Source organism: uncultured Thalassolituus sp., from assembly GCF_950066645.1.
Lineage (GTDB): Bacteria > Pseudomonadota > Gammaproteobacteria > Pseudomonadales > Oceanobacteraceae > Thalassolituus.
The window spans coordinates 72,788-94,035 of the sequence record NZ_CATMFB010000015.1; the positions used below are offsets into that span (position 1 = coordinate 72,788).

Consider the following 21,248-nt stretch of genomic DNA (forward strand, 5'->3'; position numbering starts at 1 on the left):
CCGGCAAAAAATACAGATAATTGATTTCATCGTAACGATCAGAAACACTATTTAAAGAGGCGCAGGGTTGCAAGCGAAAACCTGCGCCGTCAGAGGCAAAAATCACAATGGCAAAAAAGGCCGGCCCAACTCGCGCCAGGACTCCACGTCGTAAACAGGAATCGTCACACTCCGGGAAGCCTTTACTGAAGCCCCGAAAGCGCTGGAAACTTCCCCTTATCTCTCTCCTGCTTGTACTGCTGACTATCTTCGGTGTCTGGATGGTGTATCTGGATGCGCAGGTCCGGGCGGCCTTTGATGGCAAAAAGTGGGCACTGCCGGCAAAGGTCTATGCCCGGCCTCTGGCTCTTTACCCGGGCCTTCTACTCTCTGAGGAACAGCTCAGAGCCGAACTGACGTGGGCGGATTATCGCGAGGCCCCGGTGGCGGACCGGCCTGGCACCTATCAGAGGCGGGGCAGTGAGTGGTTGATCTATCGTCGCGGCTTTCCTTTCTGGGACGGTGCTGAGAATTCGCGCCGCATTCGTGTGTCGTTGTCCGGTGGCCGGGTCAGAGCATTAGCTGATGACACTGGCAGTCAGCCGTTGTTACGTCTTGAACCTCAGTACATCGGCGGAATCTTCCCCGCCCACAATGAAGACCGGGAGCTGGTGCGCCTGGATCAGGTGCCTCCCGTCCTCGTTGCCGCTTTGATTGTCACTGAAGATAAACGTTTCTTTGAACATTGGGGCGTGTCTGTACACGGCATCGTCCGTGCAATGATGGCCAATGTCCGCGCGGGAGGCATGGTTCAGGGCGGGTCAACACTCACGCAGCAATTGGTGAAAAATTTCTTTCTGAATAATGAGCGTACGCTCAGCCGCAAGGTTCAGGAAGCGTTTATGTCTCTGTTGCTGGAGCTCCATTACAGCAAAGAAGAAATTCTTGAGGCGTACATCAATGAAGTGTACCTGGGGCAGTCCGGTCGACGGGCGATTCACGGATTTGGCCTGGCATCGCGCTTTTACTTCGGACGACCGTTAGGTGAACTCGACACTGGAGAGATCGCTACTCTGGTGGGACTGGTGAAAGGCGCCTCGTTTTATAACCCGCGCCGGCATGAGGCCAGAGCACGTGACCGGCGTGATCTGGTACTGGACCTGATGGCACAGCACCAGATTATTACCGAAGCCGAGCGGATACGGGCACGCGGTCAGCCATTAATTACCGCCTCTCCGCGACGTGCCGGTCAGCGCGAGTATCCCGCCTTTCTGGAGTTGGCCAAAGAACAGTTGCAGCAGGATTACCGGCTGGTGGATCTCCAATCGGAAGGTCTGAGGATTTTCACAACTCTTGATCCCTGGATACAGGCGGCGGTGGAGGAGTCTGCAGAACAACATCTCAACCTGCTTGAACGTGGTCGTCCGGGGCTCGAAGGCAAGCTGGAGACGGCGGCGGTGATTACCAGTGTCGATGGTGGCGAAATCCGCGCACTGCTGGGCGGAAGAGACGCATCCTTTTTTGGGTTTAACCGGGCACTCAATGCCCGCCGGGCCATCGGATCGCTGGCGAAGCCCGCGGTATTTCTGGCAGCACTCAGGACGGGTGACTATCACTGGGGCAGCCTGATTGATGACGCTCCCGTCGCTGTTGAAGGGCGCGCTGGTGATCTCTGGCAACCCGAGAACTACGATCATCAGAGTCACGGCATGGTGCCGATGCAGACCGCTCTGAGTCATTCCTACAACCAGGCAACCGCCCGGCTGGGGATGACGATTGGTCTGCAGAAGGTGGTGGATGAGTTACACCGGTTGGGCGTACGCGAGTCTTTACCGGCCTATCCGTCGCTTCTTCTGGGGGCTGTCTCTATGTCACCTTTAGAAGTTGCTCAGATCTACCAGACCATCGCCTCGGAAGGTTTTGTCATGCCGCTACGCACCATTGATGCGGTGACCACTTCAGAGGGGGATATGTTGTCGTCCTATGCCATCCGTGGAAAGCAGATGTATGACCCTGTTCTGATGGAGTGGCTGAGGGCCGGGCTGGAGCAGGTCGTCGCCACGGGGACGGCAAGACGCCTGCAGAGCCTGCCACAGCCGCTGGCGGCAAAAACCGGCACTAGTGACAGTCAACGGGATGCCTGGCTGGCGGGGTTTGATAATCGCCACCTGGGCGTCATATGGGTGGGACGCGATGATAATGACCCGATGCCATTTACCGGAAGTTCAGCTGCGTTGCCCGTCTGGGAGCAGACGTTCCGCAAAGCTGGCGCCGAGCCTCTCAGTGCTCCCCGTGGGTTAAAGATGATTACTGTCGACCCGCAGGGAACGTTGCTGGCCGATGGCTGTAGTGGTGAAGCATACCCCTTCCCTGTTTCGTGGCTGGACAAGCCGAGGCAAGCCTGTAATTCTGGCACCTCACGGATTGGAAAGGAGATCCGCTCATGGCTCGATTGGTTATTCTGAGTTGTCTGTCGCTGTTAATGCTCGCGGGCTGCGCCTCAAATACAACGACTCAGTACAGTGGTGAAGATTACTCAGCATACCCGGATGGCACGAATCATCCGGCGGTGATTACTTTATTTCAGCAGGCGGATGATGCGGCCCAGTCAGGTAACTGGTCGGCTGCGATGACGTATCTGGATCAGGCCCGACGGATTGAACCGCGCAATCCTTACGTGCTTTATCGTCAGGCGTGGACGAGTATGCAGAGCGGCGATACTGAACGCGCCCGTCAATTGCTTGATCGGGCGCGGGTGTTTGCTGATCCTGCTGATGAGCAGTTGGCCTATCGTCTGTACGAGCTTTCTTATCAGCTGTCGCCAGATCAGTCGCTCTGAGCCGTCCGGAAGTGTGCCAGCTGGTTTTTCAGTGAAACAGACATCGCTGACAGGTCATCAGACTTCTGTTTACAGCTCTGAGTCTGCTCCAGTGTGCTGTCACTGACTTCACGGATGCTGGTGAGATTACTGTTCACTTCGGCAATGGCAGAATGTTGTTCGCTGATCGCCTGGGCGATCTGTTCGTTCATGCTGCGCATTGATTCGGCGGACGAGCGCATAGATTTCAGGTGCTCATCAATACGGGTAATCTGATCCACGCTGGTGGTCACGCCGCTCTGAGATGTTTCCATTGCAGTCACCGCTTCGCTGGAGCCTTTCTGCAGACGTTCAATCATCCGCTGAATTTCTTCGGTGCTCTCATGGGTCTTGGATGCAAGGGTACGCACCTCGTCTGCGACCACCGCAAAGCCTCGTCCCTGCTCACCGGCCCGCGCTGCTTCAATGGCTGCGTTGAGTGCCAGCAGGTTGGTCTGCTCAGCGATTCCCTGAATCACCGACAGGACAGAACCAATGTTGTTGCTTTCGGTATCCAGGTTCTGAATGACCGCGTTTGCTTTTTCGATATTGGCGGCAAGCTGTTCAATGCCCGTTCTGGCGTTACGGATATCTGATTCGCTGGTGGTCGCCACCTCATTCACTTGCGTCGCAGCAGAGGCCGCTGCTTCAGAGTGCTGGTTAATGTCCTTCATGGATACCGTCATCTGGGTAGTAGCCGATGCAATGAGGTCGGTTTCATTACTCTGACGGCGGGCACCGTCTTCCATTGTCCGTGTTGCCTGACTGAACTCGACACCGACTTCAGCGATGCCGTCGGACAGTTTGTTTGCGTTGCTGACGACTTCGTGAATTTCCCGGAAGAAGCGGTTAAATGTTTTGCCAAAGCCGCTCGAGGGGGCCGCTACCTGATAGGAAAGATCAATCTCTCCCTCTTTCTGCAAGTGCGCACCAATGTCGAGAAGCTCAATACTCTGACAGAATTCCTCCCAGCTTTTGCGCGAAAGATAAATCAGCAGTCCAGATTCAACCACTACGAATGCGGCATGAAGGAGAACGATTTCAAGGCCTGTTGTCACACCAATGCCTTCATGAAAATCGAATACGTAGACCCCCGTGCCTGCGGCCTGAAGGTAGTTGAACACCAGGTGATGCACGGCAATCACAGCGGCAGCGGCGATCACAGTTATATAGTCGCGGTAATAAAGTAGGGCGGCCAGTAGCGCGAAAATTCCGAAGTGCATTTCAATCAGGCCGTGGGCCTGATGGATGTGCAGACCACAGAAAATCATCAGAGATGCCGCAAACGCGATCCGGGAAGTGCGTCTGCCAGGCATAATCTTACTGATCATCACCGGGACCAGTACGGCTGGAATGCCGACAACCAGTGCGGCCACCCAGGTGTTGTGCCAGCTGGCCAGCGCCAGAGCAAGAAGAAAGAGTCCGATGATCAGCTTTACGAAAAAGCGGTCAGCCTGAATATAAAACGCAGTAATTGAGGGTGAAGTTTGCATAACTGTTCCCGAAGGTTCACAGGGTATTTTTTCTGAGTCTAGTTCAGGCACAGAAAAAGTGTGGGTAAATTCCGAAAAGTCCGGTTGATCAGAATTCACCCATGATGGAGATCACATTTTGCGGCGGTAGAGGCGTAGGAAGGCAGACGCCAGTAACCACCAGAAAGCGAAGGAGCCGCCGCCGGATGAGCCCGATTCTGCGGGCTCGCTAGGTTCGGCAATCACGTTGCTGCCGGGGAAGCTCGCTGCATCCAGAGGGTCGGTGCCGCCATCCTGTTCGGCTTGATTACTGAAGCCGTCGCCATCTGTATCGTTTTCTGGGTTCTCGTTTGCTTGGTCTGCCTCGTCGTTGACTCCATCGTTATCGCTGTCTGATAGTCGGCTTTCAAGGTAATTGAGAATGCCATCGCCATCCGAGTCCAACAGGGCTTCTGAAACATCGGCCAGACCATCATTATCAGAGTCGGGATCGGCATAGTCAGGAATCAGATCTCCGTCGGTATCGCGCGGATCACTTCCAGTGCCCCACTCCTCAGTGTCACTGATGCCGTCATTGTCGCCATCGTTTGTGCCATCGGTCAGGTCACTGTCAGCGTCCAGGTGATCGGCGATCCCGTCGTTGTCGAAATCCGCACTTAATGGATTTAATGGGTCTGGGATCTCGGTCAGATCATCAATGCCATCTCCGTCATCATCGTCATCGCGGTAATCAGCAATACCATCGCCATCAGAGTCGAGCAGCGGCCGTACTTCGTCGCTGTCCAGCACTGCATTGTTGTCGCTGTCTTCGTCCATATAGTCAGGCACGCCGTCGGCGTCACTGTCTTCACACTGGGTGACTGTGCACTCTTCCTCATCGCGCAGGCCATCAAGATCGCTGTCATTGGTTGTTGAATCGGCAGCATCGTCTGCGTCGTAGGCATCATCTATTCCGTCGCCATCACTGTCACCGCTCTCATCTGCTGTGAGCTCACCGTCGCCATCGTCATCGATGTCGTCATAATCCGGAATACCATCATCGTTGGTGTCCCGTGGCAGGCCTTCACGGTTAATGCGAGCTTCGAGGAAATCACTGAGGCCGTCGCCGTCGGTGTCATCGTCGAGCGGGTTACTGCCAATACTCGTTTCCGTAGCATCGTTAAGCCCGTCGCTGTCAGAATCGGATAAGGCGTCCAGCGGTGCGGTATCGTCGCCATCAATGAGGCCGTCACCATCGCTGTCGTCATTCAATGGGTCGTAACCCGCGGTGGTCTCATCTATGTTGGACAGACCGTCGTTATCGCTGTCATTGTTCGGATTCAGGTTGACAGCGTCCTCCTGGTCGGATACGCCATCACTGTCTGCGTCGTTCACGTCGGATTCAAGTGCATCGGCGGTACCATCGTGGTCGCTATCACGGCCATATTCTTCTCCGTCAGACTTACCATCACCGTCCGTATCCGGATTATCAGGGTCAGTTCCGTAGCCGGATTCCGTCGTGTTGCTCAGGCCGTCGCCGTCGCGATCATTGTCGATGTAGTCCGGAGTGCCGTCCCCATCCAGATCCGCAGGTACGCTGGCGCTGTCATCCGGATCTGTGCCCGCAGAGGTTTCGGTACTGTTGCTGTATCCATCGCCATCACGATCGCCATCCTGGCTGTCAGGAATGCCGTCGCCGTCCTGATCAGCCGGTGTGTCACTGGCGTTCAGCGGATCGGTACCGGCGGCGGTTTCATAACTGTTGCTGATGCCGTCGTTGTCGCTGTCATTGCCCGGATCATTGTTGGCGGCGTCCAGTTCATCCGGTACGCCGTCGTTGTCAGAGTCGGTTATCGCGGATTCGAGCGCATCAATCACGCCGTCCGCGTCGCTGTCTGCAGTGCCCTCGACGCCATCGTTTTTTCCATCGCCGTCGCTGTCCGGGTTGGAGCGGGTCGTGCCATTGGCAATTTCATCTGAGTCGCTGACACCATCGCCATCGCGGTCACTGTCCAGGCTATCGGGAGTGCCATCGCCATCTGAGTCCGGAGGCGTGTCGTTCGGGTTGCGCGGGTCGCTGTCAGCACTGGATTCGAATGCGTTACCGATACCATCACCGTCCGTGTCGTTGTTCGGGTCGGCGTCGTTGGCGTCGTACTGATCGCTGACGCCGTCATTGTCGGCGTCTGCCTGTGACGACTCCAGAGCGTCAATGGTGCCGTCGCCATCGCTGTCGGATGTGCCTTCCGCACCATCGTCAGTACCGTCATTGTCGGTATCTGCATCATCGGGGTCGGTGCCGTTGACGCCCTCATCGCTGTTGCTGACGCCGTCGCCGTCGCGGTCGGTATCAACGCTGTCCGGGATGCCATCACCGTCGAGATCAGAAGGCGTGTCCGAGGCGTTACGCGGGTCGGTGCCGGCTGCTGTTTCCTGCTGGTTGCTGATGCCATCGCCATCAGTGTCGTTGGCGGGATTATTGTTTTCGGCATCGAACTGGTCAGCCACACCGTCGTTGTCGGCGTCATTGCTGTCCGACTCAACCGCATCGATCGCGCCATCTCCGTCTGTGTCTGCCGTACCTTCTACCGCGTCGTTACTGCCGTCGTTGTCGGTGTCAGGGTTATTGGGGTTCGTGCCGTTGCTGGTCTCAGTGCTGTTGTCGATGCCGTCGCCGTCGATGTCGGGGTCGCTGCTGTCAGGCGTGCCATCGCCGTCGAGATCGGTGGGGGCGCTGGCAGCATCGTCCGGGTCGGTGCCAGCGGCGGTTTCCTGGCTGTTGCTGTAACCATCGCCATCGCGGTCGCTGTCTAGCCCATCAGGAATGCCATCGCCGTCCAGATCGGCTGGGGTATCTGATGCATTCTGCGGATCTGAACCTAATGAGGTTTCCTGAGCATTGCTGATGCCGTCGCCGTCAGTATCGTTGCTGCCATCGTTGTTGGCGCTGTCATTCTGGTCTGGGACTCCATCCGCATCGCTGTCGGTAGTGCTGGATTCCAGTGCGTCGATCACGCCGTCACCGTCACTGTCTGCAGTGCCTTCGGTGCCGTCGTCTGCGCCATCGCCGTCGGTATCACTGACGTCAGGATCTGTACCGTTGCTGGCTTCAACCGTGTTGGCGACGCCGTCGCCATCACGATCACTGTCCACGCTGTCAGGAATGCCATCTCCATCCTGATCTGCTGGGGTGTCAGAAGGGTTCTGCGGATCGGTGCCAGCGGCGGTTTCATTAGCATTGCTGATGCCATCGCCGTCTGTATCGTTGGCACCGCTGTTGTTGTCGGCATCGGCCTGGTCGTTGACGCCATCACCATCGGTGTCTGTCTGATTTGATTCCAGAGCGTCGATGGTGCCATCGCCGTCGCTGTCCGTCGTCCCCTCGGAGTCATCCCCCTGGCCATCACCGTCGCTATCCGGATTATCTGGATTGGTGCCGTTGGTGGTTTCGTCGGCGTTGCTGACATTATCGCCATCGCGGTCGCTGTCGAGTCCATCTGGAATGCCGTCATTATCCTGGTCTGCTGGTGTATCGGCGGCATCCTCCGGGTCGCTGCCAGCAGCGGTTTCATTGGCATTACTGATGCCGTCGCCGTCGGTGTCGTTGCTGCCGTCGTTGTTTGCCGCGTCGCGTTCATCGCTCACGCCATCACTGTCAGCGTCCGCTGATGCAGACTCGAGCGCATCAATGGTGCCATCGCCATCGGTGTCTGTTGTGCCTTCTGTACCGTCGTTTTTACCGTCGCCATCGCTGTCGGCGGCGTCCGGATCGGTGCCGTTGGTGGCTTCGTCTGCATTGCTGACCCCGTCACCGTCGCGGTCACTGTCCAGAGTGTCCGGCGTGCCGTCACCGTCGCTGTCGGCTGGGGTGTCGGACGCGTTCTCGGGGTCGGTACCTACGGCGGTTTCATCTTCATTGCTGATACCGTCGCCGTCGGTGTCATTCGAACCGTCATTATTGACGCTGTCGTTCTGATCACTGACGCCATCAAAATCCGTGTCGGCTGTTGACGATTCAACCGCATCAATCTGGCCGTCGCCATCCGAGTCGGTTGTCCCTTCGGCGGCGTCATCGCTGCCATCACCGTCGGTATCCGGGTTGTCCGGGTTTGTGCCGTTACTGGTCTCTGTAGCGTTGTCGATGCCATCACCGTCGCGGTCGGGGTCTGTGCTGTCCGGAATGTAGTCGCCGTCCTGGTCGGCCGGCGTGCTGGAAGCGTCTTCCGGGTCCGTGCCCTCACTGAGTTCGACGGTGTCATCGTAACCATCGTTGTCATCGTCGGCGTCGATGACATCGGCGATGCCGTCACCGTCATAGTCTGGAAGAATCTCAATGCTCAGATTTTGAGTGGTGACGTGTACGCCGTCGTCGATGGCAATCTGCAGGTTGTAGATATTATCGAGGCCTGCATCGAGCGGGTTTTCTGCATCTGGCGCTGAGAGGAATACGATTTCCCCGTTGACGATGTCGAACAGTGTGGCATCGACACCGCCATTGATGCTGACGGACAGAGAGTCGCCTTCGAGGTCATAGGTACTGTTTGTCAGGAGTCCGGTGGCGATCAGCCCTTCTACTAAGGTGATGACGGTCGACCCGGTCCAGGTCGGTGCCACATCATTGATATTTTCGATGGTCACGCTGACGCTGACGTCCACCAGATTCAGGCCGTCGCTGACTTCGAGATCGACCAGATAGATGTTATCGCCGTTCGAGTCCTGTGGGTCTTCATGATCCGGGGCCGTTTTGAAACGCAATTCACCATCGACCAGTTCAAACAGAGCGGCATCCACGCCGCCTGAGATCCGGTCGATGAGAACGTCTCCGTCAGCGTCTGAGGCCGTCAGAATGTATCCCGTATTAATGATATTTTCGTCGATGGTGACGCTGGTACCGGACGAAATTACTGGGCTGTTGTCGTTCAGGTTAGTGACATCAATGGCGACATTCTTGGTGATCAGGCCGACCAGAGGGGATTGCAGTATCAGTTCGTAGCGGTTGTCACCATCCGCATCAAGAGGTATTTCATAATCAGGCGCTGACGAGAACAGCAGGTTGGTTCCGGATGTTGTGAACAGATGAGCGTCGTCACCGCCAACGATGGTGAAGTTGATCAGACCAAGATTGGCCGGGTCCAGCAAACCAGCGACATCCAGCCCGGTGTTAGTCTGATTTTCTGGGGAGTCCGTTACGCTGTCGAATGACAATAGTGGGGCAGCGGCAGCATTAATACTGAGCGAGAAGAGGGCCGAGGCGCTCCAGAGAGTTTTCATAAAACAGGCCTGTATGGATATCCTTTTATTCCATACTAGGCCGGTCGGGTATGTTTTCTATCTGCCTGACAGGTTTGTCCTTGTGGGCCATGTCAGGGTTGTGTCAGCTACGCTTTTGATGGTGAGTCTTTATACGCCAGTCTGTCCAGAACGGAGCAGATTGTCATAGATAGAACGACCGATTCGGCTGGTGGCACCTGAAGATAAGACCAGGCGCCTGCGATTCCCCAGGCGAGAAGTGCAAGAAATGAAACGGCGTGGCGGTAAGCCATTGCGATCATCAGGGAGGCACCGAAGCCACATATCATGGTAACTACCGGAATCCACTCGAGAACTTCACTGCGGCGTGCCAGTTCATAGACGACACAGAGCGCGAGAAGAATTCTTCCCCAGACGACCCGATCCCAGGCCGTGAGTGACGTCACAGTCTGAGCGGCACGTAGCAGGCTCACCAGAACCATCAACGGCACCGCAGCATACCAGCTGAGCCCCTGAAGAATGTGAAGCGTCTCTGGATGCTGCCACCAGTGAGCCAGCAGACTGAGCGCACCATAGAGCGACAGAAGCAGAGCTGCACAGAGGTCTGCGGCCTGTTCGCCTGACAGAGGTCTGCCAGCCTGCTTACGCGCAAACCAGAAGATTGCCAGACTGCTGGCGAGAAAAGCGCCTGAGATCATGCAGTCAGAACCTCATCCCTTGTTCAGCGTACCCATTACACGGTCGGCGGCGGCAATTGTGTCGTCGATATCCTGCTCTGTGTGAGCAATGGACATAAACCCGGCCTCAAATGAGGACGGCGCGAGGTACACGCCTTCTTTCAGCATGCCGTGGAAGAACTGGTTGAATCGCTCGCCATCACAGTGATCAGCGACGTCGCGGAATCCGGTAATCTCACTCAGTTCGGTAAAGAACAGACCAAACATCGAACCGGCGCTGGTCGACGTGAATGGAATACCGTGTTTATCCGCCGTCGCCTTAAAGCCATCCAGCATCTGTTGTACACGAGCCGTCAGCTGATCATAGAATCCTGGTTTCTGAATGGCTTTCAGCATGGCCAGGCCAGCTGCCATTGCCAGCGGATTGCCAGAGAGAGTTCCTGCCTGATACACAGGGCCGAGAGGTGCCAGGTACTCCATGATGTCGCGTTTGCCACCAAATGCACCGACGGGCAGGCCGCCGCCGATGACTTTACCCAGGCAGGTCATGTCCGGCGTGATGCCGTAATACTGTTGCGCACCGCCCAGTGACACACGGAAGCCGCTCATAACTTCGTCGAAAATCAGCACAATGCCGTGCACAGTGCAGAGTTCGCGCAGGCCCTGCAGGAAGGATTTTGACGGTGGAATGCAGTTCATGTTGCCGGCAACTGGCTCGATGATGACGCACGCAATGTCGTCACCCATTTGCGCGAAGCATTCTTTAACGTTGTCGAGATCGTTGTAGTTCAGGGTAATGGTGTTTTCCGCAACACTGGCAGGCACCCCTGGTGAGGTTGGGACGCCCAGAGTCAGCATGCCGGAGCCCGCTTTCACCAGCAGGGAGTCGGCGTGGCCGTGGTAACAGCCCTCGAATTTCACCAGCTTGTCGCGTCCGGTGTAGCCGCGTGCAAGACGAATCGCACTCATGGTGGCTTCGGTGCCCGAGTTCACCATGCGTACCATATCCATGGACGGAATCAGTTTGCAGACTTCTTCGGCCATCTCGATTTCGATATGAGTTGGCGCACCAAAGCTCAGACCCTTATCCATACGTGCACGTACGGCATCCAGAATTTCATCCGCGGAATGGCCAAGAATCATCGGCCCCCAGCTACCTACGTAGTCGATATAGCGGTTGCCGTCAGCGTCGAACACGTACGCGCCTTTCGCATGGTCGAAAAAAATCGGCGTGCCACCCACACCCTTAAACGCCCGTACCGGAGAATTTACCCCGCCCGGGATGTGTTTTTGTGCAGCTGCAAATAACGATTCTGACTGGGAAATAGAATAAGTCATAACAATACCTTGGAATTAAAACGGGCGGACGACGACGAGGATGACGACGCCGAGCAGAATAAATACCGGAACCTCATTAAACCAGCGGTAAAACACATGGCTGCGGGTATTCCGGTCTTCTTTGAATACGTTTAACAGATGACCGCAATAAAAGTGATAAATAACCAATAGAGCGACCAGAGTCAGTTTGGCGTGCATCCAGCCCTGACTGAAATAGAAACCGCTGTTCAGGGTCAGCATCCAGGCTCCCAGCGCGATGACGATCACCATCGAAGGAGTCATGATGCCGCGGTACAGCTTGCGCTCCATCACCTTGAAACGTTCGCGGGAAATATCGTCACTGGCATCTGCGTGATATACGAACAACCTTGGCAGGTAAAAAATCGCGGCAAACCAGGTGACAACCGCAATAATGTGGAAGGCTTTCAGCCACAGAAAAAGCATAAGGTCTCTCAGTTCTGCTGTCGTGGGCGGTACAGGTAATAGCGCTCGATGTCTTCGCGCGAAACGAGACCGGCGATCTGTTGCTGGCGCTCATCGCGACAGACTATAAGCCATTGTAATTGAGCTTCCTGCATCAGGTCTAAGGCATCTTTCAGATTTGCCTTGAGTGAGGTTCTGCGGGCCGACTTCCGGTCGGCAGGAAACGCCAGCAGATCAAGTTGTTCTGCTTCCGGTGAGGCCTCCAGCGCTTCGGCAAGAGCGGCGGGCCTGAGGAGCAGGTCTTCACCCGTGATCAGCAGCCAGTCTGGTTCGCGCTGAAGAATAAAGCCCGCGGCCTCCCGTGAGATCTCTCGCTGGACTTCAATCACCGACTGTTGCATCACCTGGGCGACCCACGTATTCGTCAGCATCTGCTGCACGGGGTCGGGCGTCTGATATTGCAGGTTGCCTCCCAGCTGCACCTGAAAGACGGAAGGCAGGCGGAACACTTCACTGACCACCAGAGTAGCGATCACAATGGCCAGCATTCCGGGCATGATAATGTTCGGATTAGCAGTCAGTTCGAGCAGAGCGACCAGAGCGGCAAGGGGGGCTCGTAACACCGCACCCATCATGGCTCCCATTCCCAACATGGCATAAAAGCCGATGGAAACCGGGTAGTCCGGAATCAGCCAGACTGACAGCTGTCCCATCAGCCCCCCAAGTGCTGCCCCTGTGAACAGCGTCGGCCCGATCAACCCGGCGGGAAAGGCAACCGCTGCCGCCCACGCCGACAGCAACAGCTTGGCCGCGAGAATAAATATCAGGCTGAGAAAGATCACCTTGCCGTTAAACGCCGCGTTCACGGTGTCGTAACCGACACCTAAAACCTCCGGCAGGTACAGGCCCACCATCGCCGTGGCCAGTGTCAGACCACCCCACCGGACCCACAGAGGCAAAGGGTTGAGCTTCTGAAACAGCTTGACGGCAGAAATGTAGCCCGTCGCAAGCAACCCGGCGACCACCCCCAGCAGCATGATGTAGGGTATCTCCCACAGCGATGTCAGGTTCAGCGCCGGAACATCAAACGCCGTTTCGTGGCCAAAAACAGCACGGCTGACAACTGCCCCTGCAACCGACGCAAGGATAATCGGAATGAATCCGCGGATGCTGTACTCAAGGAGGACCACTTCCATCGCGAAGATCACCCCGGCCATCGGGGTATTGAATGATGCTGAAATGGCACTGGCAACGCCCGCCGCTGCCAGGATTCGCAGACGATGGTGGGCAACGCCAGCGTATTGTCCTACCTGACTGGCCGTTCCCGCGCCCAGGTGGATGGCCGGACCTTCTCGTCCGACACTGTGCCCGCTCATCAGAGCGATGGCCGCCGAAAACCACTGCAATATCAGATTGCGCATCGGCAGATAGCCCTGATGTCGCTCCATCCGGATCAGAACATGGGTAACACCCGTTCCGCGGCGATCCGCAGGGATCAGGTAAAACAGAAATATCAGGAAAGCGCCGCCAGCAATAAGCAGCACTGAACGCGTGACAGGGTCCAGGCTCTCATAACTTTCAGCATCTGGCATAGGCAGGAATTCGAGCAGGGGCAGTTCTATTGCCAGTCGGAACAGCGTAATCACTGCTCCGCTCAACAGGCCAGCGATTAATGCCAATCCCGCCAGCCCTATCTGGTTGTCAGACAGTGAAATCAGGTTTTGCCACAATTGCCGCAGAGGAGTCACTGGCTGACTTTTCCTTACCGGTGATGGTGTGAAGCATGCTTAAGAAGGGCTATTATAAGCATCTTTTCGTGCTGAGCGCTGCGTCAGCGCCCATTTTACTCTTTGAGAGGGCTCTCTGTGATCAAAGTCGGCATTGTTGGCGGAACCGGTTATACCGGCGTCGAACTCCTGAGAATTCTGGTTAACCATCCGGATGTGCAGTTGCACGTCATTACTTCGCGAAGTGAAGAAGGCATGCGCGTCGACGAGATGTTTCCGAATCTCCGTGGCCACACTGATCTGCAGTTCAGCGTGCCGGATGCTGCCGTACTCGGTGAGTGTGATGTCGTCTTTTTTGCGACACCTCATGGAGTTGCACACGCACTGGCTGAAGAAATTCTGAATACAGGTGCCCGGGTTATCGACCTGTCGGCGGATTTCCGTATCCAGGACGTCCCCACCTGGGAGAAATGGTACGGTCAGCCGCACGGCGCACCAGGCATTCTGCCTCAGGCGGTCTACGGCCTTCCCGAGGTCAACCGCGATGCGATCCGCGAGGCACGTCTGATCGCTGTTCCCGGCTGTTATCCGACCTCTGTTCAGCTGGGTTACATTCCGCTGCTTGAAAAGGGACTGCTGGCAGACCAGATGCTCATTGCCGACTGCAAATCGGGAGTCAGTGGCGCCGGGCGCGGAGCGAAAGTGGGTTCTCTGCTGTGCGAAACCAGCGAGTCTATGTCAGCTTACGCAGTTGCCGGGCACCGCCACCTGCCTGAAATCCGGCAGGGATTGTCGCGTGCTGCGGGTGGGAAAGACGTCGCTCTGACGTTTGTGCCTCATCTGACGCCTATGATTCGTGGTATTCACTCTACACTGTATGCGCACCTGCCAGATGCCGACATCAGTGAACTGCAGGCTATGTTCGAAGCCCGTTATGCAGATGAGCCATTTGTTGACGTGATGCCGTTGGGCAGTCATCCCGCAACCCGCAGTGTAAAAGGCAGTAATACCTGCCGTCTGGCGCTGCATTATCATGCCGATACCGGGCAGCTGATTATTCTGTCTGTGATCGACAATCTGGTGAAGGGTGCATCGGGTCAGGCGATCCAGAATATGAACATCATGTTCGGGCTGGATGAAGAGGCGGGCCTGCGCCAGGTCGCATTGATGCCTTAAGTCCCCGGACGGACAGAGAGTCAGCTTATGGCAGTGGTTAAAGGTAGTGTCCAGCACGAGCTGGTAATTGTTAAACGCGCACCGGGCTTCCGTTTGTGGCGCTTCTTCTGGCTGCTGGCTCTTATCGCCGGGACAGCAGCGGGTGGATATTTTTACGGCTATTACGACAGCAGGATGCAGGTGCGTAACCTCACTACTGAACGTGATTTTCTTGCCGGGAGTCTGCGTAAGAGTGAACAGACGATTGATGATCTGACGCAGCGTGTCGCCATTCTGGAGAAAGGCGGCGAAGTCGATCGTCGGGCGGCTGAGGATTTTCGTGAAACCGTCCGTCAGCTGAGCGATGAAGTGGCGCGTCTCGAACAGGATGTCGCCTTTTACAAGGGAATCATGGCCCCCGGAAGCGGCGATAAAGGTCTTCGGGTAAGCAAAATTGATATCCTGCCTGCTGAGCGTAGCGATCAGTACAACTACTCTGTGATGCTGACCCAGGTCGTTGATAATACGAGCTACATACAGGGACAGGCAGCCATCAACATTGTGGGTGTCCGTGATGGCGAAAAGGTCGTAGTGCCCTTGCGTGATCTTGACCCGACCATTGAAGGTTTAGGCGTCGTATTCCGGTTCCGGTATTTTCAGGAAATAAAGGGGACACTTACGGTACCCGCTAATTTCATACCTGAACAGATGCAGGTCGTTCTGCAGTCGCAGGGCAGCAATTCACAACGGGTGGAAGAAACCCGTCTCTGGACCTCAGAAGGAGAGGCCTGATGTTTGGCTCAAAAAATGTGGGTGATGTTGATTACGATACTCTGATTTCGGCCAAAACCGAGGTTGTTGGAGACCTTCGTGTCAGCGGTGCTATTCATATCGGTGGCACAGTCAAAGGCAATATCGTCGCAGAAAAAGATACAAAGGCGACGGTTCTGGTCAGCGAGAAAGGCCGTATCGAAGGACAGATAGTTGCACCAAACGTCATTGTTAATGGTGAGGTCGTCGGCGATATTCATGCTTCTGAATACATTGAATTAGCGAAAAAAGCCCGTATTACAGGTGATGTCTACTACAGCTCCATGGAAATGGTGCTCGGAGCACAGGTCACCGGGCAGCTGCATCATGGTAAAGCCGCAGATGCCAGTACCATTAAGCCAGTTGTTGCCACTGATGCCCCACTGGCAAAAGTTGACTGATTCAGTCGGATAAGCAGATAATTCTGAGAGAAATGTTACCGGAATCATCATGACACACGTTGAACAGGCAGAGCCCATTGGCCTCACAGAGGCTGCTGAAGAGAAAATCCGCGAACTTCTCGAGGAGGAAGCGGACGACGAGTTGTGTCTGCGTGTGTTTGTCACCGGTGGCGGGTGTTCTGGTTTCCAGTACGGCTTTACGTTTGATGATGATCGCGCAGAAGATGACGCATTGATTCAGAAAGACGGGGTGCGGGTCCTGATCGATTCACTGAGTTACGGTTACCTGGTGGGCTCGGTTCTGGACTATCAGGAAGGTCTGGAAGGTTCCCGTTTTGCTGTCAGCAATCCCGGTGCTTCTTCAACCTGTGGTTGCGGCTCTTCATTTGCTATCTGACTGTCTCTCCGGGGGTAACATTATGCGTCACCTATTGCTTGCGATTCCCCTGCTGTTTCCTTTATCTGCCTTCGCAGAGGACGACTCTGTAGTTGCCGGGCCTGAAGTGGTGGAAGCGGTTGCTGATGGCACTACTGAAGCTGAGGCTGTTCCTGTTGCCAGTGAGGCCGCGGTCATACCAGTACTTTTTCAGGCCAGGATTCAGGAACACACAGCGGATGAAATGTACACCCTGTTGTCCCGCGCAGAGCGTATTGCCGGAGGGCTGGACGAATACAGCACCCGGGAGCCGATCGCTATGGTACTGCACGGGGATGAAATCGAGCTGTTCAAACGCGAGAACTACCGCGATAACAAAGCCCTGATCGATCTCGCAGCCCGCCTGGACGCGTTTAACATCATTGATGTTAAAGTCTGCACCACCTGGATGTCACAGCGAGGCATTGAGTTGACTGATCTGCCACCTTTTGTCGACAGTGTTTCAACGGGAGACCAGGAAGTGAAACGTCTGCAGAAAGCCGGTTACGCCTTCTTCTGACCTGCGGGGTAGATGCCCCCCAGTATCCTTGCCCCCTCAGCGCCAGTCACTTCCGGAAGGTTACCCGGAAGCCCCTGTAAGGTGCGGTAACCCAGCCAGGCAAAGGCCATGGCCTCCATCCAGTCGGCTGGAACGCCGGCGGTGCAGGTTGCTTCAATATTTATCCCCTTAATATGCGCTTCCAGCCTTGAGAGCAGGTACGTGTTTCTGACACCGCCGCCACAGATCAGTAATCTCTGAACCTGTGCCTGACTGGAACTGATGGCCTGAGCAATGGTAGCTGCCGTTAGTTCCGTCAGTGTCGCCGCAATATCTGCAGGGTGTCTGTCGTCAGGAATGTTCAGAGCGCTGATATTAAAGTACTCGCGGCCTGTGCTCTTAGGGGAGGGCTCAGAGTAATAAGGGTCTTCTAGCCACAAGGTAAGCAGGTCCTGTTGAATCTTACCCTGAGAGGCGAAGTTTCCATCCCTGTCAAAAGGTTCGCCGTTCACCTGCGCGTACCACTCGTCGATCAGGGCGTTGCCCGGGCCCGTATCCCAGCCCGAGATACAGGCTCCCAACAGCGTAATGTTGGCGATGCCCCCCAGGTTGAGCACTGCGGTTCCTTCTTCTGAACCGAACACAAACTGGTGAAAAGCCGGTGCCAGTGGAGCCCCTTGTCCGCCCGCTGCAATATCACGGCGCCGGAAATCGGCAATGCAGGTGATTCCTGTGTGTTCAGCGATGTAAGACGGATCACCAATCTGCCAGCTGAACCCATCGGGTTGAGGGTTGTGTCTCAGGGTGTGGCCGTGGCTGCCGATCAGGCTGATATCGTCAGCACTGATCTGATTGTTATCGAGAAGCAGTCTGACTGCCTCCACAGAAAATTGGGCGATGATCTGATCTGCGCCCATCACCAGCTCTGCTGTCAGTGTCTCAGACGTCGCGAGTGCTTTCAGAAACGTCTGGATGTCAGTCGGGTATTCCAGACAGAACGCATCGATCAGGCGGATACCGCTCTCTGATATTTCGGTCAGGCAGGCATCCATGCCGTCCGCACTGGTGCCAGACATTAAACCGATACAAAGGCTCATTGGCTTGTTTCCTCCGTCGTTACCGCACTGACTTGCGGCAGCGTCGCGTGAAAATCTTCCAGCCAGCCGGTCAGGCGCTGTGCTTCTTTGATGAATGCCGGTTTGTCGGACTGATGAATGGAATCCGCCTTAGGCAGGGACACCTTGAGTGAGTCTCTGTGTACACCATCGACCAGGAATTCATAGTGAAGGTGTGGTCCGGTTGAAGCACCGGTCGTGCCGACGTAGCCAATGATCTGGCCTTGCTTAACATAGCGCCCGACACGGATACCGCGCCCGAACTTACTCATGTGAGCATACTTAGTCTGATAACGCTGGCCATGCTGAATGATCACAACGTTACCATAGCCACCCTGGCGGCTGGCGTAGACAACCTTACCGTCACCTGCAGCCTTAATCGGCGTGCCCGTAGGAGCAGCGTAGTCCGTACCACGGTGAGCGCGGATCGTGTTAAGAATAGGGTGTTTCCGGTTCGGATTAAAACGCGAGCTGATGCGGAAATAATCAATCGGATTGCGCAGGAAGGCTTTCCGCATACTGGTGCCTTCCGGGGTATAGTAATTGGAGATGCCCTTGTCATCGACATAGCGAACGGCGGTCAGTTCTCTGCCCTGATTGTTAAACCGGGCGATCAGGATATCTCCGTCGCCGATTTTGTTTCCATCAAGCTGTACTTCCTCATAGATAAGGCTGAAGGAGTCGCCTTTGCGTATATCCAGTGCGAAGTCGATATCCCAGCCGAAGATCGCCGCCAGCTGAAACAACACCTGTTCCGGAATTCCGGCCTGGCCGCCGTCATAGAACAACGAATTGTCGATGGTCGCAGTGGCAAAGCGCGGTACGTGATCGGCAACACGTTCGGACAATTCATACTGGATGCTGCCGTCGTCCGCCCGGGTGATGATGTGGCGGGCCAGTGGCGAGATTTCTATTTCAAGGTGGGTGATATGGTTGTCTGCCGTCCTGGCCCAGCGGATCTTCTGACCGATCTGAAGTTTGATTGCGTCACGGGGAACAGCGGCTGCGACTTCAATCACATCGGCGGCGCTGAGGTTTTCGCGGCTGAACACCGCAGACAGACTGTCACCGCTGCGTACCCGGGCTTCTTCCCAATTGATCTCAGGTTCCGGCGGAGAGAGCATCTCAGGGTCAGAATCCGGCAGATCGATAACGAATGTCTGTTGCTTAGTAATAATGCTCTCTGATGAAGGCCAGAGAGCCGCAATAAGAATCAGCAGGACCAGAGCGCCTGCACCTATCAGGTGCTTCGCCGGGAAGTACTGCATCTGCCCAGGCAGAGCCATCAATATATGTTCCTGTAAAAAATCATAACCGCGAAGTGTAAACAATCAGGAGGCATTTTACCCGGTGCGCTTGATTTTGCACCTTGATCAGGTAATGTTCAGCACCCTTCAGAACTTCAACTTCAATGAGAGCCCTCATGACAGCTGCATTATTAGCCGATCTTAAAGCCCGTGGTCTGCTGAACCAGGTGACCGCCGACGATGAACTGATTAACCATCTGGAAACTGGCTCTCGTACACTGTATTGCGGATTTGACCCTACTGCAGATTCACTGCATCTCGGACATCTGGTTCCGCTGCTGGTTCTCACTCGTTTTCAGAATGCGGGTCATAAGCCTGTCGCGCTTGTTGGTGGTGCCACCGGTCTGATCGGTGACCCGAGCTTCAAAGCCGCTGAGCGGCAACTGAATACACCAGATATTGTTGCTGGCTGGGCCGACAAGATCCGCAACCAGGTCAGTCAGTTCATTAAATTTGATGGCGTTGAGAATGCCGCAGTGGTGGTGAACAACCTCGACTGGGCAGGAGAAATGAATGTGCTCGATTTCCTGCGGGACGTTGGTAAGCACTTCTCCGTGAACGCGATGATCAATAAAGAGTCTGTTCAGCAGCGCCTTAATCGTGAAGGTGCTGGTATCTCCTTCACTGAGTTCTCCTATGCTCTGCTGCAGGGGATGGACTTTGCTGAACTTAATCGTCGTCACAACTGTACCCTGCAGGTGGGCGGATCAGACCAGTGGGGCAACATCGTTTGCGGTATCGAGCTTTCCCGTCGCCAGAACGGAGCGCAGACATTCGGACTGACCGTGCCTCTGGTGACAAAAGCTGATGGCACTAAATTTGGTAAAACAGAATCTGGTGCAGTCTGGCTGGACCCGGCAAAGACGTCTCCGTACGCCTTCTATCAGTTCTGGATGAATACCGCAGATGCTGATGCCTATAAGTTCCTGCGTTATTTCACTTTCCTGCCAGTAGAGAAGATCGCAGAGATTGAAGCTCATGATGCCTCAATTGAGGGGCGCAAGACTGCTCAGCCGATTCTTGCTGAAGAGGTCACGCGCATGGTGCATGGTGATGAGGCTCTGGCATCAGCCCGCCGCATTACCGCAGCATTGTTTTCTGGCGATCTTACCGAACTGTCGGAGCAGGAGCTGGAACAGATAAAGCAGGATGGCCTGCCATCCAGCGATCTCGATAATACTGCGCTCTCTGATATGCCGCTGACGTCTATTCTGTCGGATGCCGGTATGGGACAGGGCAAGCAGGTAAAAGATGCATTGGGACGTAACGCAGTATTTGTTAACGGGACTCCATACGGAATGGACGCACTGATGCAGGGAGTCGATATTTTTGCGGACGATAAGGCGCTGTTCGGGCGTTTCTTTATGGTCAAGCTGGGTAAGAAAAAGCATCACCTTTTTGAGCTGAAAAAATAAGTTCAGAAAAGTTGTTGACGGCGCAGAAAGGATCTCTATAATGCGCGGCTCCTGAGTTGAGACGGCGCTTCGAAAGCAACGAAAAACTTAAGGAAAACAAGGGGTTGACAAGAGTTTAAACGACTTTATAATGCGCCCCGCTCTGAAGCGAACAGTACGCTGCAAGCTAAAGAGAAAAGCGGTTGACATTGAGATGATGATCATTAAAATGCGCAGCCCGCTCTGAGAGAAAAGGCTTCAGCCTAAGCGATCAGAAAAAAAGTGGTTGACTTCAAAAACGAAATGTTTAGAATGCGCAGCCCGCTTCGAGTGAAACGAAGCTAAGTTCTTTAACAATTGATTTAGACAATTACGTGTGGGTGCTTACTGAGATGGCGTGGAGACACAAAATTTCAAGTAAGAACTCGTCGAAAATTCATTTACGTGAAT

Annotated in this window: 16 protein-coding genes; 8 read left to right on the forward strand and 8 right to left on the reverse strand. The window is 55.1% G+C overall.

The genetic code is table 11. The features are described from left to right. Window positions 1–107 precede the first annotated feature (107 nt). Both mrcB and Q1L85_RS13770 read left to right on the forward strand, forming a co-directional pair. Window positions 108–2,444 (forward strand): penicillin-binding protein 1B, encoded by a 2,337-nt coding sequence (gene mrcB, locus Q1L85_RS13765; RefSeq protein ID WP_300433430.1) that lies wholly within the window; start codon window positions 108–110, stop codon window positions 2,442–2,444. Then, window positions 2,423–2,818 carry a tetratricopeptide repeat protein gene (locus Q1L85_RS13770; protein ID WP_300433431.1) on the forward strand — a complete coding sequence of 132 codons (396 nt, stop codon included), beginning with the start codon at window positions 2,423–2,425 and terminating at the stop codon, window positions 2,816–2,818. Before mrcB ends, Q1L85_RS13770 begins: the two co-directional genes overlap by 22 nt. On the opposite strand, the gene Q1L85_RS13775 is transcribed toward Q1L85_RS13770, so the two are convergent. From Q1L85_RS13775 to Q1L85_RS13800, 6 genes are all read right to left on the reverse strand, one after another. After that, window positions 2,806–4,329, reverse strand: coding sequence for a methyl-accepting chemotaxis protein (locus Q1L85_RS13775; protein ID WP_300433432.1), 1,524 nt, complete (start codon window positions 4,327–4,329; stop codon window positions 2,806–2,808). The two genes, Q1L85_RS13770 and Q1L85_RS13775, sit on opposite strands and share 13 nt — an antisense overlap. A gap of 111 nt (window positions 4,330–4,440) precedes the next feature. After that, a complete protein-coding gene (locus Q1L85_RS13780; protein WP_300433433.1) occupies window positions 4,441–9,558 on the reverse strand; it encodes a hypothetical protein in 5,118 nt (1,705 codons plus the stop codon). A gap of 107 nt (window positions 9,559–9,665) precedes the next feature. After that, window positions 9,666–10,235 (reverse strand): hypothetical protein, encoded by a 570-nt coding sequence (locus Q1L85_RS13785; protein ID WP_300433434.1) that lies wholly within the window; start codon window positions 10,233–10,235, stop codon window positions 9,666–9,668. A 12-nt stretch (window positions 10,236–10,247) separates the two neighbouring features. Next, on the reverse strand, window positions 10,248–11,552 hold the full coding sequence (hemL, locus tag Q1L85_RS13790) for a glutamate-1-semialdehyde 2,1-aminomutase (RefSeq protein WP_300433435.1): 1,305 nt from the start codon (window positions 11,550–11,552) through the stop codon (window positions 10,248–10,250). Between the two features lie 15 nt (window positions 11,553–11,567). Then, window positions 11,568–11,996: a protoporphyrinogen oxidase HemJ gene (gene hemJ / locus Q1L85_RS13795; RefSeq protein WP_300433436.1), complete on the reverse strand. Its 429-nt coding sequence runs from the start codon at window positions 11,994–11,996 to the stop codon at window positions 11,568–11,570. Window positions 11,997–12,004: 8 nt separating this feature from the next. Continuing rightward, window positions 12,005–13,723: a chloride channel protein gene (locus Q1L85_RS13800; RefSeq protein WP_300428222.1), complete on the reverse strand. Its 1,719-nt coding sequence runs from the start codon at window positions 13,721–13,723 to the stop codon at window positions 12,005–12,007. Between the two features lie 117 nt (window positions 13,724–13,840). On the opposite strand from Q1L85_RS13800, the gene argC reads away from it, so the two are divergent. The 5 genes from argC to Q1L85_RS13825 are packed head-to-tail and all read left to right on the forward strand — an operon-like array spanning window position 13,841 to window position 17,003. Continuing rightward, window positions 13,841–14,878, forward strand: coding sequence for an N-acetyl-gamma-glutamyl-phosphate reductase (gene argC, locus Q1L85_RS13805; protein WP_300428220.1), 1,038 nt, complete (start codon window positions 13,841–13,843; stop codon window positions 14,876–14,878). A 27-nt stretch (window positions 14,879–14,905) separates the two neighbouring features. Then, window positions 14,906–15,649, forward strand: coding sequence for a DUF6776 family protein (locus tag Q1L85_RS13810; RefSeq protein WP_300428219.1), 744 nt, complete (start codon window positions 14,906–14,908; stop codon window positions 15,647–15,649). Further along, window positions 15,649–16,068, forward strand: a complete 420-nt coding sequence (locus tag Q1L85_RS13815; RefSeq protein ID WP_300428218.1) for a polymer-forming cytoskeletal protein — start codon at window positions 15,649–15,651, stop codon at window positions 16,066–16,068. Before Q1L85_RS13810 ends, Q1L85_RS13815 begins: the two co-directional genes overlap by 1 nt. A gap of 49 nt (window positions 16,069–16,117) precedes the next feature. Further along, window positions 16,118–16,465 (forward strand): iron-sulfur cluster insertion protein ErpA, encoded by a 348-nt coding sequence (erpA, locus tag Q1L85_RS13820; protein WP_300428217.1) that lies wholly within the window; start codon window positions 16,118–16,120, stop codon window positions 16,463–16,465. A 22-nt stretch (window positions 16,466–16,487) separates the two neighbouring features. After that, window positions 16,488–17,003 (forward strand): DsrE family protein, encoded by a 516-nt coding sequence (locus tag Q1L85_RS13825; RefSeq protein WP_300428216.1) that lies wholly within the window; start codon window positions 16,488–16,490, stop codon window positions 17,001–17,003. Here Q1L85_RS13825 and Q1L85_RS13830 read toward each other — a convergent pair. Then, window positions 16,988–18,079, reverse strand: coding sequence for an anhydro-N-acetylmuramic acid kinase (locus Q1L85_RS13830; RefSeq protein WP_300428215.1), 1,092 nt, complete (start codon window positions 18,077–18,079; stop codon window positions 16,988–16,990). The genes Q1L85_RS13825 and Q1L85_RS13830 overlap by 16 nt on opposite strands. Next, on the reverse strand, window positions 18,076–19,383 hold the full coding sequence (locus Q1L85_RS13835) for an OapA family protein (protein WP_300428214.1): 1,308 nt from the start codon (window positions 19,381–19,383) through the stop codon (window positions 18,076–18,078). The genes Q1L85_RS13830 and Q1L85_RS13835 overlap by 4 nt, the downstream gene beginning before the upstream one ends. A 137-nt stretch (window positions 19,384–19,520) precedes the next feature. Between Q1L85_RS13835 and tyrS the strand changes: the two genes are divergently transcribed. Then, window positions 19,521–20,819: a tyrosine--tRNA ligase gene (gene tyrS / locus Q1L85_RS13840; RefSeq protein ID WP_300428213.1), complete on the forward strand. Its 1,299-nt coding sequence runs from the start codon at window positions 19,521–19,523 to the stop codon at window positions 20,817–20,819. The last annotated feature ends 429 nt before the right edge of the window (window positions 20,820–21,248 follow it).

What these genes read in the sequence shown, in the direction of transcription:
- mrcB (WP_300433430.1), top strand. Translation starts at nt 108, where the DNA reads ATGGCAAAAAAGGCCGGCCCAACTCGCGCCAGGACTCCACGTCGTAAA.
- Q1L85_RS13770 (WP_300433431.1), top strand. Translation starts at nt 2,423, where the DNA reads ATGGCTCGATTGGTTATTCTGAGTTGTCTGTCGCTGTTAATGCTCGCG.
- Q1L85_RS13775 (WP_300433432.1), bottom strand. Translation starts at nt 4,329, where the DNA reads ATGCAAACTTCACCCTCAATTACTGCGTTTTATATTCAGGCTGACCGC.
- Q1L85_RS13780 (WP_300433433.1), bottom strand. Translation starts at nt 9,558, where the DNA reads ATGAAAACTCTCTGGAGCGCCTCGGCCCTCTTCTCGCTCAGTATTAAT.
- Q1L85_RS13785 (WP_300433434.1), bottom strand. Translation starts at nt 10,235, where the DNA reads ATGATCTCAGGCGCTTTTCTCGCCAGCAGTCTGGCAATCTTCTGGTTT.
- hemL (WP_300433435.1), bottom strand. Translation starts at nt 11,552, where the DNA reads ATGACTTATTCTATTTCCCAGTCAGAATCGTTATTTGCAGCTGCACAA.
- hemJ (WP_300433436.1), bottom strand. Translation starts at nt 11,996, where the DNA reads ATGCTTTTTCTGTGGCTGAAAGCCTTCCACATTATTGCGGTTGTCACC.
- Q1L85_RS13810 (WP_300428219.1), top strand. Translation starts at nt 14,906, where the DNA reads ATGGCAGTGGTTAAAGGTAGTGTCCAGCACGAGCTGGTAATTGTTAAA.
- Q1L85_RS13815 (WP_300428218.1), top strand. Translation starts at nt 15,649, where the DNA reads ATGTTTGGCTCAAAAAATGTGGGTGATGTTGATTACGATACTCTGATT.
- erpA (WP_300428217.1), top strand. Translation starts at nt 16,118, where the DNA reads ATGACACACGTTGAACAGGCAGAGCCCATTGGCCTCACAGAGGCTGCT.
- Q1L85_RS13825 (WP_300428216.1), top strand. Translation starts at nt 16,488, where the DNA reads ATGCGTCACCTATTGCTTGCGATTCCCCTGCTGTTTCCTTTATCTGCC.
- Q1L85_RS13830 (WP_300428215.1), bottom strand. Translation starts at nt 18,079, where the DNA reads ATGAGCCTTTGTATCGGTTTAATGTCTGGCACCAGTGCGGACGGCATG.
- Q1L85_RS13835 (WP_300428214.1), bottom strand. Translation starts at nt 19,383, where the DNA reads ATGGCTCTGCCTGGGCAGATGCAGTACTTCCCGGCGAAGCACCTGATA.
- tyrS (WP_300428213.1), top strand. Translation starts at nt 19,521, where the DNA reads ATGACAGCTGCATTATTAGCCGATCTTAAAGCCCGTGGTCTGCTGAAC.